We start from the raw sequence: 13,638 nt of genomic DNA, 5'->3' as shown, positions 1-13,638 counted from the left end.
GGGCCGGATGAATTCTGTCCCCCGGAGAAGGTAGAAAGCTGCCGTGACGAGCTTCGACGAGCCGGCGGGCAAGGTGCTGGACCCCCGCACGGCCAAGCTGCTGGAGAGCGTGCTCGGCGTGCGCACCGTCGGCGATCTGCTCCGGCACTACCCCCGGCGCTACGCCCAGCGGGGCGAGCTGACCGATCTCGACGACCTGAGGGTCGACGAGCACGTCACGGTGGTGGGCGAGGTCACCAAGGTCGTGCGCAGGCCGATGCGGAACAAGGGCGGCACCTGGCTGGAGGTCGAGGTCGTCGACGGCCGCGGCAGCAGGATCTACCTGTCGTTCTTCGGCAAGGCCTCGCACATCGCCGAGACGCGGCTGCGTCCGGGGGCGCGGGGCATGTTCGCCGGGAAGGTCGGCGCGTTCGGCCAGGGGGAGCGGCGCAAGTGGCAGCTGTCGCACCCCGAGTTCGAGATGGTCGACGAGACGGAGCAGGCCGCCGGGGAGTTCGCCGCGGCGCTCGTGCCGATCTATCCGGCGGGCAAGGACCTGACGCCCTGGGCGATCCGGCGGGCGCTGGGCGTCGTGCTCGACACCATGGGCGAGCTGGAGGACCCGCTCCCGGCGGACCTGCGGGACCGGCACGGGCTGCCCGGCCTGGCCGAGGCGCTGCTCGCGATCCACCGGCCGCGCGACCACGCCGACGTGGCGCGGGCGCGCAAGCGGCTCAAGTTCGACGAGGCGTTCCAGCTCCAGGCCGTGCTGCTGCAGCGGAAGATGACCGCCGCCTCCTGGTCGGCGACGCCCCGCCCCCGGTGCGACGACGGGCTGCTGGACGGCTTCGACGCCCGGCTGCCGTTCCAGCTGACCGAGGGGCAGCGGAGCGTGGGAGAGGAGATCGCGGCCGATCTGGCCCTGGACCACCCCATGCACCGGCTGCTCCAGGGCGAGGTCGGCGCGGGCAAGACCGTGGTGGCGCTGCGCGCCATGCTCCAGGTGGTCGACGCGGGGGGCCAGGCCGTCCTGCTGGCGCCCACCGAGGTGCTCGCCCAGCAGCACCACCGGTCGATCACCGCCATGCTCGGCGACCTGGCCGCGGGCGGCATGTTCGGCGGCACCTCGGTGGCCCTGCTGACCGGCTCGCTGGGCGCGGCGGCCCGCCGTACGGCGATGCTCGACGCCGCCTCCGGCGCGGCCGGGATCGTCGTCGGCACTCACGCGGTGCTCCAGGAGCGGGTCCAGTTCGCCGACCTGGGCCTCGTCGTGGTCGACGAGCAGCACCGCTTCGGCGTGGAGCAGCGCGACGCGCTGCGCGAGAAGGCCGGCGGCGGGCGCCCGCACGTCCTCGTCATGACCGCCACCCCGATCCCGCGCACGGTCGCGATGACCGTCTTCGGCGACCTGACGGTCTCCACGCTCTCGCAGCTGCCCTCCGGCCGCGCCCCGATCAGCACGCACGTGGTGCCCGCGGCCGAGAAGCCGCACTTCCTGGAGCGGGCCTGGACCCGGGTGCGGGAGGAGGTCGAGCTCGGCAGGCAGGCCTACGTCGTCTGCCCGCGCATCGGCGACCTGGAGGGCGACGAGGGCGACCTCGCGGCCGGGGCAGGCGGTGACGAGCGGCGCCCGCCGCTGGCGGTGCTGGACGTGGCGCAGGCGCTCGCGGACGGGCCGCTGAAGGGGCTGCGCACGGAGGTGCTCCACGGCAAGCTGCCGCCGGAGGAGAAGGACGCGGTGATGCGGGCCTTCTCCCGGGGCGAGGTCGACGTCCTGGTGGCGACCACGGTCATCGAGGTCGGCGTGGACGTGCCCAACTCCTCGGTCATGGTGATCATGGACGCCGACCGGTTCGGGGTCTCCCAGCTCCACCAGCTCCGCGGCCGCGTGGGCCGGGGCGGGCTGCCGGGCCTGTGCCTGCTGGTGAGCGAGGCGCCGCAGGGCACGCCCGCCCGGGAGCGGCTCGCCGCGGTCGCGGCGACCCTGGACGGGTTCGAGCTGTCCCGGGTCGACCTGGAGCAGCGCCGGGAGGGCGACGTGCTGGGCGTGGCCCAGTCGGGCCGCAGGTCGTCGCTGAAGATGCTCCGGCTGCTGCGCGACGAGGACGTGATCGAGGCCGCCCGGCAGGAGGCCGAGGCGATGCTGGCCGCGGATCCGGAGCTGGCCGGCCATCCCGCGTTGCGGGCGGAGATCGACAGGATGCTCGCCGACGAGCGGGCCGAGTATCTCGAGAAGGCCTGACGGCCCGCGGGGAGCCTCCCGGTCAGGGAGGACGGGCGGGCTGCGCGCGGGGCGGTCCGCCGCCCTGCTCTCCGGGATGGGCCCGGGATGGTCCCGGGCCCAGTTGCGGGGACGGCCTCCCCCCGAATGCCGTCCCCGCCTGGGCCCTGCTCTCGGGTCAGGTGCCGAGAGCACCGGCGTGCGGAAGGGCTCACGATCACGCCGGCCGGCCTTCCCCTGGGTCGTTCGAAGGCCGCAGCACTTATCTTGCAGGCCGGACCCCCCGGGGGGAACGACCCTTGCGCTTTCGTCGCCGCCGCTTGCCCACTCTTGACCGAGGGAAACGGCCCGCAAGCCTCTGACCTGCGGTTATGTGTTCGGCTGCGACACGGGAGAATGGACGGGTGAGTCGAGTCATCGCGGGTGTCGCAGGGGGAAGAAGGCTGGCCGTGCCGCCGGGGAGGGGGACCCGGCCCACGAGCGACCGGGCCCGGGAGGGGATCTTCTCCACGGTGGGCTCGCTGATCGGCCCGCTGGACGGGGCCCGGGTGCTGGACCTGTACGCCGGGTCCGGCGCGGTCGGGCTGGAGGCGCTCTCGCGCGGGGCGGCCCGCGCGCTGCTGGTGGAGTCCGACCCCAGGGCCGCCCGGACGATCAGGGCGAACATCGCCTCCCTCGGGCTGCCGGGGGCCGAGCTGGCCGCCGACCGGGTGGAACGGGTGCTCGCCCGGGGGAGCGCGGAGCCGTACGACTTCGTGTTCGCCGACCCGCCGTACGCGGTGACGGCCGAGGAGGTCGACGCGGTGCTGGGGCTGCTGCGCTCCGGGGGCTGGCTCGCAGAGGACGCGCTGGTCGCGGTGGAGCGCGAGAGCAGGGGGAAGGACCTGGTCTGGCCGGACGGATACGAAGAGGAGAGGGTCCGTCGTTACGGCGAAGCGTCCGTTTGGTACGGTCGCGCCGCCGGGAATCCGTAAACCTGGGGGTTCGCCTTGCGTCGCGTGGTCTGTCCGGGGTCCTTCGACCCCGTCACCAACGGTCATCTGGACATCATCGGCCGGGCTTCCCGGCAGTACGACGAGGTCGTCGTCGCGGTCCTGATCAACATCGAGAAGAAGAGCCTGTTCACGGTCGAGGAGCGCATCGAGATGCTCCAGACCGTGACCAAGGAGTACGGCAACGTGCGCGTGGACAAGTTCCACGGCCTGCTGGTGGACTACTGCAGGCAGCAGGAGATCCCGGCCATCGTCAAGGGCCTGCGCGCGATCAGCGACTTCGACTACGAGCTTCAGATGGCCCAGCTCAACTACCGGATGTCCGGGGTCGAGACGCTGTTCATGGCGACCGGGCCGGAGGTGTCGTTCCTGTCGTCCAGCCGGATCAAGGAGATCGTCCGGTACGGCGGGGACGTGGCCGGCCTGGTGCCCGAGCTCGTCGAGGAGCGCCTCATCGAGAGACTCCGGGGTTAGGCCGTGCCCGGGCCGGACGGCGTCGCGTTCCGTGCTCCCCGTGCTCCGCAGCGTGGCGGTCCGGGGCTCGCGAAACAGACTCCGACCCCTGGTATTCTCTTATTTCGGCCTTGCACGACGGTGATGATTCGCCATGCCTGATGAGAGCGGAATGACTCTGCACCTTGATCCTCGCGCCCCATGGGTGGTCTCCACCCATGAGCTGGGGCGGCAACCGGGGATGATGCGGCAGATGCACCTCACTCGTCCGGCTCCGGCGGAGATCGGCGTCGACATGATCGGTGTCCCCAAGGACGCCGATGTCGAGCTGGACCTCCGGCTCGAGGCGGTCATGGAAGGCGTGCTCGTCACGGGCACGGCGCGTTTCCCGCTGCGGGGGGAGTGCGCACGGTGCCTGGAGCCCGTCACCTCGGTGAGCGAGGTGTCGTTCCAGGAGCTGTACTTCTACTCGGCTGAGGATGCGGCCGAGGACGACCTCCTCCTCGACGGGGACCTGCTCGACCTCGAACCGGTCTTCCGCGACGCGGTGGTGCTCACACTGCCGCTGAGCCCGCTCTGCAGTGAAGACTGCGCCGGGCTCTGCGCGGAGTGCGGGGTCAGGCTGGCTGACGCCGAGCCTGACCACGGTCACGAGGTGATCGACGCACGCTGGGCGAAGCTGCAGGGTTTGGTTTCGGAACATAACAACGATCAGGAGAGCTGACGTGGCTGTCCCCAAGCGCAAGATGTCGCGGAGCAACACTCGCTCCCGCCGGTCGCAGTGGAAGGCCGCCGCGGTCTCGCTCGTGAGCTGCCCCCAGTGCCGCTCGCCGAAGCGTCCGCACATGGCGTGCCCGACCTGCGGCACCTACAACCGCCGTCAGGTGATCGAGCCCTCCGCCTGATCGCATTCTGACTGACGGATGCCGGCCGGGCGCCCCTTCCCGGGGCCCCGGCCGGCGTCACCGTCCGCCCGTGCGATGGCGGTCCGTCCGCGGCCGTGGTGGACGCCGGGGTCCGAGTACGACCCCTCCCGGCGCCCACCACGTCTTCGGAGCATCCGGCGATCTCTCGCCTCGCTCTCCTTCGCCATCGCGCACCCGACAACCGTGCGAGGAGAAGACGACGTGGCGACGAGCATGAAACCGGTGGCCGTGGAGGTCGCGCAGGACGAGCTGGAGCAGCTGCTGTCCGTGCGGCTGGACGCCGCGATCCTGGAGCGGGCGCTGACCCACCGCTCCTACGCCTACGAGAACGGCGGCCTGCCCACCAACGAGCGCCTGGAGTTCCTCGGCGACTCGGTGCTGGGGCTCGTCGTCACCGACACGCTCTACCGCAACCACCCCGACCTGCCCGAGGGCCAGCTGGCCAAGCTGCGGGCCGCGGTGGTCAACATGCGCGCCCTCGCCGACGTGGCGCGCGGCCTGGGCCTGGGCCGGTTCCTGCGGCTCGGCCGGGGCGAGGAGGGCACCGGGGGACGCGACAAGTCCTCGATCCTCGCCGACACGCTCGAGGCGCTCATCGGCTCGGTCTACGTGGACAAGGGCCTGGAGGAGTCGTTCCGCGTCGTCCACCTGCTCTTCGACCCGCTCATCACCCGCTCGGCCTCGCTGGGCGCGGGGCTCGACTGGAAGACCTCCCTGCAGGAGCTGACCGCCTCGGAGTCGCTCGGCGTGCCCGAGTACCACGTCGAGGAGAGCGGCCCGGACCACGCCAAGTCCTTCACCGCGGCCGTCCGCCTCGGCGGGGAGGAGTACGGCTCGGGCTCCGGCCGTTCCAAGAAGGAGGCCGAGCAGCAGGCCGCCGAGGCCGCCTGGAACCGCATCAGGACCACCCAGCAGGCACGCGAGGCGGCGAACTGACGGCCGGCGTCCACCGCGGCCGCCCGAAACCAGCCAGGAGGGGCGCATGCCCGAGTTGCCGGAGGTCGAGGTCGTACGGCGGGGCCTGGAGCGCTGGGTCGCCGGCCGTACCGTGGCCCGTGCGGAGGTGCTCCACCCGCGGGCGGTCCGGCGCCACGTCCCCGGGGCCGAGGAGTTCGCCGCCCGTCTGGCGGGCCGTACGATCGGCTCGGCCGAGCGCCGCGGCAAGTACCTCTGGCTCCCGCTGGACGGCTCCGACGCGCTCCTGGCGCACCTGGGGATGAGCGGGCAGCTGCTGGTGGCCGAGCCGGGATCGGCCCCCGAGCGGCACCTGAGGGTCCGGCTGAGCTTCGCCGACGGCGGCCCGGAGCTGCGCTTCGTCGACCAGCGGACCTTCGGCCACGTGCTGGTCGCGCCGCTGACGGCCCGGCTCCCGCGGTGGGTGCCCGAGCCGATCGCGCACATCGCGGCCGACCCCTTCGAGGACTCGTTCGACGACGAGGGGTTCGCCGTCGGCCTGCGGCGCAGGCGGACGGAGATCAAACGCGCCCTCCTGGACCAGTCGCTGATCAGCGGGGTCGGCAACATCTACGCCGACGAGGCCCTGTGGCGGGCGCGGCTGCACGGCACGCGCCCCACGGCGGCGCTGACCCGGCCGAAGATCGCGGAGCTGCTGGCCGCGGTCCGCGCGGTGATGACGGAGGCGCTGGCCGAGGGCGGCACATCTTTCGACAGTCTCTACGTGAATGTCAACGGGGAGAGCGGTTACTTCGAGCGGTCACTCGCCGTGTACGGCAGGCGCGACCAGCCCTGCCGCCGGTGCGGGGCCCCGGTCGTCCGGGAGTCGTTCATGAACCGCTCGTCCTACAGCTGCCCCCGCTGCCAGCCTCTCCCGCGTGCGGTCCGTAGGGTACGGGCATGACGGACGTCCGGCTGACCGCGTGGGTCAGAGGCAAGGTGCAGGGTGTGGGTTTCCGCTGGTGGACGCGGGCGCGGGCGCTGGAGCTCGGCCTGGTCGGCTGGGCGCGGAACACCGGTGACGGCCGGGTCGAGGTCGTGGCGGAGGGCTCCGAGAAGGCGGCCGACGAACTGCTGGCGGCGCTCCGGAGCGGACGGACGCCGGGCCGGGTGGACGGGGTCGTGGAGCGCTGGAGCGAGGCCAGAGGAAATCTATCGGGTTTCATCGAGCGCTGACACTTCCCTTGAAACCTCCGAATGAGGTACATTTAGCTGTCGAGAGTGCCCACAGGTGCATCCAGGTGGAGTGTTCAACTTGACCGTCTCCCTCACCGGTGCGACTCTTGATAGGAACCACGCGCACCCCTCCCGCGGCAGAAAGTGCGCGAACCAGTCTGGTCACTCAGCGTGGAGGACCCTTAACCATGGCGAAGGCTCTACTCGGCCACGTCGGCGGTCCTGACCCTCGGATGGTCTCGGAGATGCGCCGTCTTCAGCAGCGTATCCGTGACCTGGAGGCAGAGCTCACCCGGCTCCAGGCCCAGAACGACGAACTCGCGGCGAGCAGCCGCGACGATGCGTTCACCGGTCTGCAGGATCGCGAGCCGGCTCTCACCTAGAGCCCTTTCCTGAACCTTCGCCCGCTCGGGTGGCGGATCCCGCCGTGGATGCGCCGTGGAAACGCGGGGTTCAGGAATCAGGCTCTCCGAGTCCGGCACGGAGAAAAACAATTTGTCCAGGGACGCCTCCCAAGGGCGTCCCTTGTCATATCGCCGTCCTATTCGCTTTCCCCGGCGTTCTCCGCGCCCGTTCCCGCGCGCCGCAGATGAATGTGGCGTGAGACGAAGGCGAACTGCTCCGGCAGGACCCGGCGGCGGTAGGCCGCGTTGTGGCAGCCGTCGGAGATCCCGCCCTCGGCCGTCGCGCCCAGCGCCTTCAGGCCCTTGAGCATCGTCTCGGTCTGCTTGGCCCAGCCGTCGCGGTCGCCGCAGCCCAGCCAGACGGGGATGTCCACCAGTTCGCGCAGCGGGGCCTGCGCGGCGGTGACGGCCGGCGCGACCGCCACGACCACCGCCACCTTCTCCTCGCCCAGCTCGGCGGCGAGCCGCAGCGCTCCGGCGCCCCCGGCCGACCAGCCCATCAGCCCGATCCGCTCGGTGTCCAGTCCGCAGTCGTCCAGGTAGGGCAGGAGCTCCCCCGCGACGTCGGCAGAGGGCCAGTCGTCGATCGAGGCCACCGCGAAGCGCGCGCCGCCCGCGGCGAGGTAGCGGTCCACCGCGTACATCTCGAACGGGGTCAGCGCGTCGCCGGCGGCTCCGTGCAGCATGACCAGGACCGGGATCCGGCCCCGGGTGCCCGGCGGGATCCCGATGACCACCCTGCGCTCGTCCAGCGTGCTGCGCTGCAGTGTCCCGGGCGGAGCCTCCGGGGGGTCGGGCATCCGGCCGCAGCGGATCTGCCCGTACGCCTTCCGCACGCCCTCCGGACCGGCCAGCGCGGCGACGCCTCCGATGCCCAGCAGAGCAAGGCCGCCGGCGACCATGAAACTTCGTCTTTTAAGCGGATTTTCCCTGTTCTGAGGGGGTTGTGGCGCTCCCCGTGCGTCGCGCTCCACGTCCATGCAGGGCACGATAGGCCGTGCGCGGGCGGGTGCGGGCGAAGAACGGTAGTCTTCCCCGCTATAAGGGCTCACGACGGGCCCGGATCGCAGCACCGCCCACCGGCCCGATGCCCGCGCCCCGAGCGTGGCACCGGGAGGCGCGGATCCGGCCCGCGTGCCGCGGCCTGCGCCGCCGCGGCCGGTGCGGAATGTCAGGGACGAGGGGGTTTTCGTTGTATTTGAAGACTCTCACCCTGCGCGGCTTCAAGTCCTTCGCCTCGGCCACCACCCTCCGCTTCGAGCCGGGCATCACCGCCGTCGTCGGCCCCAACGGCTCCGGCAAGTCCAACGTGGTCGACGCCCTCGCCTGGGTCATGGGCGAGCACAGCGCCAAGTCCCTGCGCGGCGGCAAGATGGAGGACGTCATCTTCGCGGGGACCTCCTCCCGGGCCCCGCTGGGCCGCGCCGAGGTCACGCTCACCATCGACAACAGCGACGGCGCCCTGCCGATCGACTACACCGAGGTCACGATCAGCCGCCTGATGTTCCGCGGCGGCCAGAGCGAGTACGCCATCAACGGCGACACCTGCCGCCTGCTCGACATCCAGGAGCTGCTGTCGGACTCCGGCATCGGCCGCGAGATGCACGTCATCGTCGGCCAGGGCCAGCTCGACCAGGTCCTGCACGCCGGTCCCGAGGAGCGCCGGGCGTTCATCGAGGAGGCCGCGGGCGTCCTGAAGCACCGCAAGCGCAAGGAGAAGGCGCTGCGGAAGCTGGACGCCATGCAGGCCAACCTGACCCGCGTCCAGGACCTCGCGGGCGAGCTGCGCCGCCAGCTCAAGCCGCTGGGCCGCCAGGCGGAGATCGCCCGCAGGGCCGCGGTCATCCAGGCCGACCTGCGTGACGCGCGGCTCCGCCTGCTCGCCGACGACGTGCTCACCCTGCGCACCGCCCTGGAGCGCGAGGCCGCCGACGAGGCCGCGATCCTCGCCCGCCGCCGCCAGGTCGAGGCCGAGCTGGAGCAGGGACAGCACCAGGAGAACGAGCTGGAGGCCGCCGAGGCCGAGGCCCAGCCGCGCCTGGCCGCCGCCCAGGAGACCTACTTCCGGCTCTCCTCCATCCGCGAGCGGCTGCGGGGCCTGGCCGGGCTGGCCGCCGAGCGGCACCGGCACGCCGCCGAGACCGGTGTGGAGCGGCGCGGGCGCGACCCCGAGGACCTGGAGCGCGAGGCCGAGGAGGTCCGCGAGCAGGAGCGCGTCCTCGAGGAGCTGCTGGAGCAGGAGCAGGACGCGCTCGGCCGGGCCGTGGCCCGGCGGGCCGAGGCGGAGAACGCGCTCGCGGCAGAGGAGCGGAGGCTGGCCGCCGAGGCCCGCGCCGCCGCGGACCGGCGTGAGGAGCTCGCCCGGCTCCAGGGGCGGGTGGGCGCGGCCCGCAGCAGGGTCGAGGCGGCCGCGGGAGAGATCGGCCGGCTGGCCGTCGCGCTCGCCGAGGCCGAGGACCGTGCCGAGCGGGCCCAGGCCGAGCACGACGGCCAGGAACAGGACGGGGAGAGCGCCGACCCCGCGCTCGCCGAGGAGCTGGAGATCTCCCGTCAGGCCGTGGAGTCGGCGCGTCAGGTCGTGGAGGAGGCGAAGGCCGCGGCCCAGGAGGCCGGAGCGGCGGTCGCCGGCCCGAACGCGGCGCTGGGCGCGGCCCGGGCCGCGCTGGCGGCCGCGCGCACGGCCGAGGCCGAGGCGCAGCGCAGGGTCGCCGCGCTGGAGGCCAGACTCGAGGCGCTGGAGCTGAGCCTGGCCCGGGGCACGGACGGCGGAGCGGCCCTGCTCGCCGCCGCGGGCGAGTCCGCCGAGGGAGAGTCCGGCCCGGGCGGGCCCGGCGCCGGGATCCTCGGCCCGGTCGCGGCGATGCTGACCGTGCGGCCGGGCGCCGAGGCGGCCGTCGCCGCCGTGCTCGCCGGGGCGGCCGAGGCGGTCGCCGTCGCCTCGCTGCCGGACGCGGTGGACGCCGTGGAGTTCCTGCGGGCGACCGACCAGGGCCGGGCGGAGCTGGTCATCGCCACCGACGTCCCGGAGGCTCAGGCGGCGTCCCCGGCCCGCCCGGCGCCGGTGGCGGGTGCCGAGTGGGCGGCCGACCTGGTGACCGTCCCGCCACGGTTGCGGGCCGCCGTCGCCCGCCTGCTGGCCGACGTGCTCGTCGTCGACGACCTGGCGGCGGCGCGCAAGGTCGTCGAGGAGCGGCCCGGGCTGCGGGCCGTCACCCGGGCGGGCGACCTCCTCGGCGCCTACGGGGCCCGCGGCGGAGGGGCCGCGGGCGGCTCCGCCCTGGCGATGCGGGCCGCGCTGGACGAGGCCGCGGCCGACCTGGACGCCGCCCGGTTGGCGGCCGAGCAGGCCGCGGCCGCCATGGAGGAGGCCGCCGGGGCCGAGGAGGAGGCGCGCCTGGCCGTGGAGGCCGCCCAGGAGCGGGCGGCCGAGGCGCAGACGGGCGTGCAGAGCGCCCAGGCCGGGGCCGACGCGGCGCAGGCCGTGCTGGAGGAGGTCCGGGGCAGGCAGCGCGACGCCGACCAGCGCGCCGCCGCCGCGGCCCGGCGGCTCGCCCAGCTCGAGGCCGCCGCCCGCGCCGCCCGGGACGAGTGCGTGCGCCTGGCCGAGGGCGTGCGGGCCGCGGAGGAGGCGCGCGGGCGGGCCCTGGCCGAGCTGGAGGAGCTCCAGGAGCGGCTGGAGAGCGCGGTGGAGGCCGCGGAGTTCGCGGACGACGAGCCGTCCACCGGGATGCGCGACGAGTTCGCCGAGCTCTGCGTGCAGGCGCGGCAGGCCGAGATGGAGGCGCGGCTGGCCGTACGGACCGCGGAGGAGCGGGTGCGGGGCATCGCGGGCCGGGCCGACGCCCTGGTGCGCGCGGCGACGCGTGAGCGTGAGGAGCGCGCCCGCGCGGCCGAGCTGCGCGAGCGGCGGCGCCGGCAGGCGCGGGCCGCGGAGGCGGTCGTGCGGGGCGCGGAGCGGACCCTGCGGGCGCTGGAGGCCTCGCTCGTCGAGGCGGCCGCCGAGCGCGACGAGGCCGAGCTGGCGCGCGGGCACCTCGACGGCGCGCTGCGGTCCGTCCGCGCCCGGGTCCGCGAGCTGGCCGCGGAGCTGGACAAGCTGGTCAACCGGGTGCACGGCAGCGAGATGGCCCGCACCGAGCAGCGTCTGCGCCTGGAGCAGCTCCAGTCGCGCGCGATGGAGGAGTTCGGCGTCGAACCGGACGTGCTCATCGCCGAGTACGGCCCCGACCAGCCGGTCCCGGCGGACGACGGCGAGCCGGTCCCGTACGACCGGCAGGAGCAGGAGAAGCGGGCCCGGGCCGCCGAGCGGCAGATGGCGCAGCTGGGCAAGGTCAACCCGCTCGCCCTGGAGGAGTTCGCGGCGCTGGAGGAGCGGCACGCGTTCCTCACCTCGCAGCTGGAGGACCTCAAGAAGACCCGGCGCGACCTGCTGCTGGTGGTCAAGGAGGTGGACGAGCGGGTCGAGCAGGTGTTCTCCGCCGCCTACGAGGACGTCGCCCGCGAGTTCCAGTCGATCTTCTCGCGGGTCTTCCCCGGTGGGGAGGGCCGGCTGCTGCTCACCGACCCCGAGGACATGCTGGCCACCGGGGTCGAGGTCGAGGCGCGCCCGCCGGGCAAGAAGGTCAAGCGGCTGTCGCTGCTGTCGGGCGGCGAGCGCTCGCTGACGGCGGTGGCGTTCCTGGTGGCGATCTTCAAGGCCAGGCCCTCGCCGTTCTACGTGATGGATGAGGTCGAGGCGGCCCTGGACGACACCAACACCCAGCGCCTGCTGACCCTCTTCGAGGAACTGCGGGAGACCTCGCAGCTGATCGTCATCACCCACCAGAAGCGGACGATGGAGATCGCCGACGCGCTGTACGGCGTGTCGATGCGGGGGGACGGCGTCACCCAGGTGATCAGCCAGCGGTTGAGGACCGACTCCTGACCCCGCTCCTCTGCCCCTGCCCCTGCCCCTGCCCCTGCCCCTGCCCTGCCCGGTCCCGTCCGGCCCTGCCCGGTCCCGTCCGGCCCTGCCCGGTCCCGTCCGGCCCTGCCCGGTCCCGTCCGGCCCTCCGGCGTCGTTCCGCCCGTCCCGCGCCCGGCACACGCCCGTCCCGCGGCGGGCGTGACCGGAAGGACGACGGACGCGGCCGGAAGGACACGGAACACCCCGGAGCCCGAAAGGTCGGACTATCACCGGCGGTCTGGGAAACTAGGCGGTTGTGGAGAGCTATCTCGGCCTGATCCTGATCATCGCCGCCGTCGTCGTGCTGACGGCGGGCGGCATGTTCCTGCTGTTCCGCCAGGGGAGGAAGGCGCCGCCGCCCCCGCCGGTCCGGCCGCCCGAGGCGCCGCCGGTCGAGGAGCGGCCCTCGGCCGCCGGCACCGTGGTGGAGGAGGAGGCGACGACCACCGTCCCGCCTCCGGCCCGGCCGGTCGAGATCGAGGTCCCGGTCGCGCCGCCGATCGAGGTCCCGCCGCCGTCCGCGGGCCGCATGGTACGGCTCCGCGCCCGGCTGGCCCGTTCCCAGACCACGCTCGGCAAGGGCCTGCTGGAGCTGCTCTCCCGCGACCGCCTCGACGACGACGTCTGGGACGAGATCGAGGAGACCTTGATCACCGCCGACGTGGGCGTCGCGCCGACCCAGGCGATGGTCGAGGAACTGCGGACCCGGGTGAAGGTCCTGGGCAGCCGGACGCCCGAGGAGGTGCGCGGCCTGCTCCGCGAGCAGCTGCTCACCCAGATCGGCGCGGACACCGACCGGACGCTGCACGTCGCCAAGCACGGCGAGCGCCCCGCCGTGGTCCTCGTGGTCGGGGTCAACGGCACCGGAAAGACCACCACCACCGGCAAGCTGGCCCGCTCCCTGATCGGCGACGGCAACAAGGTCGTGCTCGGCGCAGCCGACACCTTCCGCGCCGCCGCCGCCGACCAGCTGCAGACCTGGGGCGAGCGGGTCGGCGCCGAGGTGGTGCGCGGGCCGGAGGGCGGCGACCCCGCCTCCGTCGCCTTCGACGCCGTGGCCCGGGGCACGGAGGAGAAGGCCGACGTGGTGATCGTCGACACCGCCGGCCGCCTGCACACCAAGACCGGCCTGATGGACGAGCTCGGCAAGGTCAAGCGCGTCATCGAGAAGAAGGCCACGGTGGACGAGGTGCTGCTCGTCCTCGACGCCACCACCGGTCAGAACGGCATGCGCCAGGCGCAGGTGTTCGCCGAGGTCGTGAACATCACCGGCATCGCCCTGACCAAGCTCGACGGCACCGCCAAGGGCGGCATCGTCATCTCCGTCCAGCGGGAGCTGGGCGTCCCGGTCAAGCTCGTCGGTCTCGGCGAGGGCCCCGACGACCTGGCCCCGTTCGACGCCGAGGTCTTCGTGGACGCGCTGCTCGGAGACTGACCCGCACGCGGCCTGAGGGGCCGTCCGCCCCTGGGGACCTCCCCGGGGCGGGCGGCCCCTTCTCCTGTCCTCCCGGGCTCCCGGCGGTCCGGTGCGCCCCGGCGGCCGCACCGGTCACGGCCGCCGGGGCACCGGTCCCGGCAGGCTCAGCAC

The 13,638-nt window shown here is 73.6% G+C and carries 12 protein-coding genes; 11 read left to right on the top strand and 1 reads right to left on the bottom strand.

What is annotated here, in order from left to right:
- The first annotated feature begins 43 nt into the window (after window positions 1-43).
- The 9 genes from recG (at window position 44) to ACFOWE_RS20560 (ending at window position 7,084) form a co-directional block, all read left to right on the top strand.
- Entirely contained in the window at window positions 44-2,221 is a 2,178-nt protein-coding gene (recG, locus tag ACFOWE_RS20600) for an ATP-dependent DNA helicase RecG (protein ID WP_377290209.1), read from the top strand.
- A 383-nt stretch (window positions 2,222-2,604) separates the two neighbouring features.
- On the top strand, window positions 2,605-3,174 hold the full coding sequence (gene rsmD, locus ACFOWE_RS20595; RefSeq protein WP_377290207.1) for a 16S rRNA (guanine(966)-N(2))-methyltransferase RsmD: 570 nt from the start codon (window positions 2,605-2,607) through the stop codon (window positions 3,172-3,174).
- Between the two features lie 15 nt (window positions 3,175-3,189).
- A complete protein-coding gene (gene coaD / locus ACFOWE_RS20590; RefSeq protein WP_377290205.1) occupies window positions 3,190-3,666 on the top strand; it encodes a pantetheine-phosphate adenylyltransferase in 477 nt (158 codons plus the stop codon).
- A gap of 133 nt (window positions 3,667-3,799) precedes the next feature.
- Window positions 3,800-4,369: a YceD family protein gene (locus ACFOWE_RS20585; RefSeq protein ID WP_377290203.1), complete on the top strand. Its 570-nt coding sequence runs from the start codon at window positions 3,800-3,802 to the stop codon at window positions 4,367-4,369.
- 1 nt (window position 4,370) lies between these two features.
- Entirely contained in the window at window positions 4,371-4,550 is a 180-nt protein-coding gene (rpmF, locus tag ACFOWE_RS20580; RefSeq protein ID WP_068926486.1) for a 50S ribosomal protein L32, read from the top strand.
- Window positions 4,551-4,784: 234 nt separating this feature from the next.
- Complete coding sequence (rnc, locus tag ACFOWE_RS20575) at window positions 4,785-5,507, top strand: ribonuclease III (protein ID WP_377290379.1); 723 nt, start codon at window positions 4,785-4,787, stop codon at window positions 5,505-5,507.
- Window positions 5,508-5,553: 46 nt separating this feature from the next.
- The gene (mutM, locus tag ACFOWE_RS20570) at window positions 5,554-6,429 is read left to right on the top strand and encodes a bifunctional DNA-formamidopyrimidine glycosylase/DNA-(apurinic or apyrimidinic site) lyase (RefSeq protein ID WP_377290201.1); all 876 of its coding nucleotides are present in this window, start codon (window positions 5,554-5,556) and stop codon (window positions 6,427-6,429) included.
- Window positions 6,426-6,701, top strand: a complete 276-nt coding sequence (locus ACFOWE_RS20565) for an acylphosphatase (RefSeq protein ID WP_377290199.1) — start codon at window positions 6,426-6,428, stop codon at window positions 6,699-6,701. Before mutM ends, ACFOWE_RS20565 begins: the two co-directional genes overlap by 4 nt.
- 188 nt (window positions 6,702-6,889) lie before the next feature.
- The gene (locus tag ACFOWE_RS20560; protein ID WP_377290197.1) at window positions 6,890-7,084 is read left to right on the top strand and encodes a hypothetical protein; all 195 of its coding nucleotides are present in this window, start codon (window positions 6,890-6,892) and stop codon (window positions 7,082-7,084) included.
- A gap of 158 nt (window positions 7,085-7,242) precedes the next feature.
- On the opposite strand, the gene ACFOWE_RS20555 is transcribed toward ACFOWE_RS20560, so the two are convergent.
- Window positions 7,243-8,007 (bottom strand): alpha/beta hydrolase, encoded by a 765-nt coding sequence (locus ACFOWE_RS20555; RefSeq protein WP_377290195.1) that lies wholly within the window; start codon window positions 8,005-8,007, stop codon window positions 7,243-7,245.
- A gap of 290 nt (window positions 8,008-8,297) precedes the next feature.
- Between ACFOWE_RS20555 and smc the strand changes: the two genes are divergently transcribed.
- Together smc and ftsY are read left to right on the top strand one after the other, a co-directional pair.
- Window positions 8,298-12,029, top strand: a complete 3,732-nt coding sequence (gene smc, locus ACFOWE_RS20550; protein ID WP_377290193.1) for a chromosome segregation protein SMC — start codon at window positions 8,298-8,300, stop codon at window positions 12,027-12,029.
- A 340-nt stretch (window positions 12,030-12,369) separates the two neighbouring features.
- Entirely contained in the window at window positions 12,370-13,485 is a 1,116-nt protein-coding gene (gene ftsY, locus ACFOWE_RS20545; RefSeq protein ID WP_377290377.1) for a signal recognition particle-docking protein FtsY, read from the top strand.
- The last annotated feature ends 153 nt before the right edge of the window (window positions 13,486-13,638 follow it).

The sequence above is a fragment of the Planomonospora corallina genome (assembly GCF_042650625.1).
GTDB lineage: Bacteria > Actinomycetota > Actinomycetes > Streptosporangiales > Streptosporangiaceae > Planomonospora_B > Planomonospora_B corallina.
The sequence above is the reverse complement of the archived record's forward strand: the minus strand, read 5'-3'. Positions and strand labels throughout refer to the sequence as shown.

What these genes read in the sequence shown, in the direction of transcription:
- ACFOWE_RS20585 (WP_377290203.1), top strand. Translation starts at nt 3,800, where the DNA reads ATGCCTGATGAGAGCGGAATGACTCTGCACCTTGATCCTCGCGCCCCA.
- rnc (WP_377290379.1), top strand. Translation starts at nt 4,785, where the DNA reads ATGAAACCGGTGGCCGTGGAGGTCGCGCAGGACGAGCTGGAGCAGCTG.
- mutM (WP_377290201.1), top strand. Translation starts at nt 5,554, where the DNA reads ATGCCCGAGTTGCCGGAGGTCGAGGTCGTACGGCGGGGCCTGGAGCGC.
- ACFOWE_RS20565 (WP_377290199.1), top strand. Translation starts at nt 6,426, where the DNA reads ATGACGGACGTCCGGCTGACCGCGTGGGTCAGAGGCAAGGTGCAGGGT.
- ACFOWE_RS20560 (WP_377290197.1), top strand. Translation starts at nt 6,890, where the DNA reads ATGGCGAAGGCTCTACTCGGCCACGTCGGCGGTCCTGACCCTCGGATG.
- ACFOWE_RS20555 (WP_377290195.1), bottom strand. Translation starts at nt 8,007, where the DNA reads ATGGTCGCCGGCGGCCTTGCTCTGCTGGGCATCGGAGGCGTCGCCGCG.
- ftsY (WP_377290377.1), top strand. Translation starts at nt 12,370, where the DNA reads ATGTTCCTGCTGTTCCGCCAGGGGAGGAAGGCGCCGCCGCCCCCGCCG.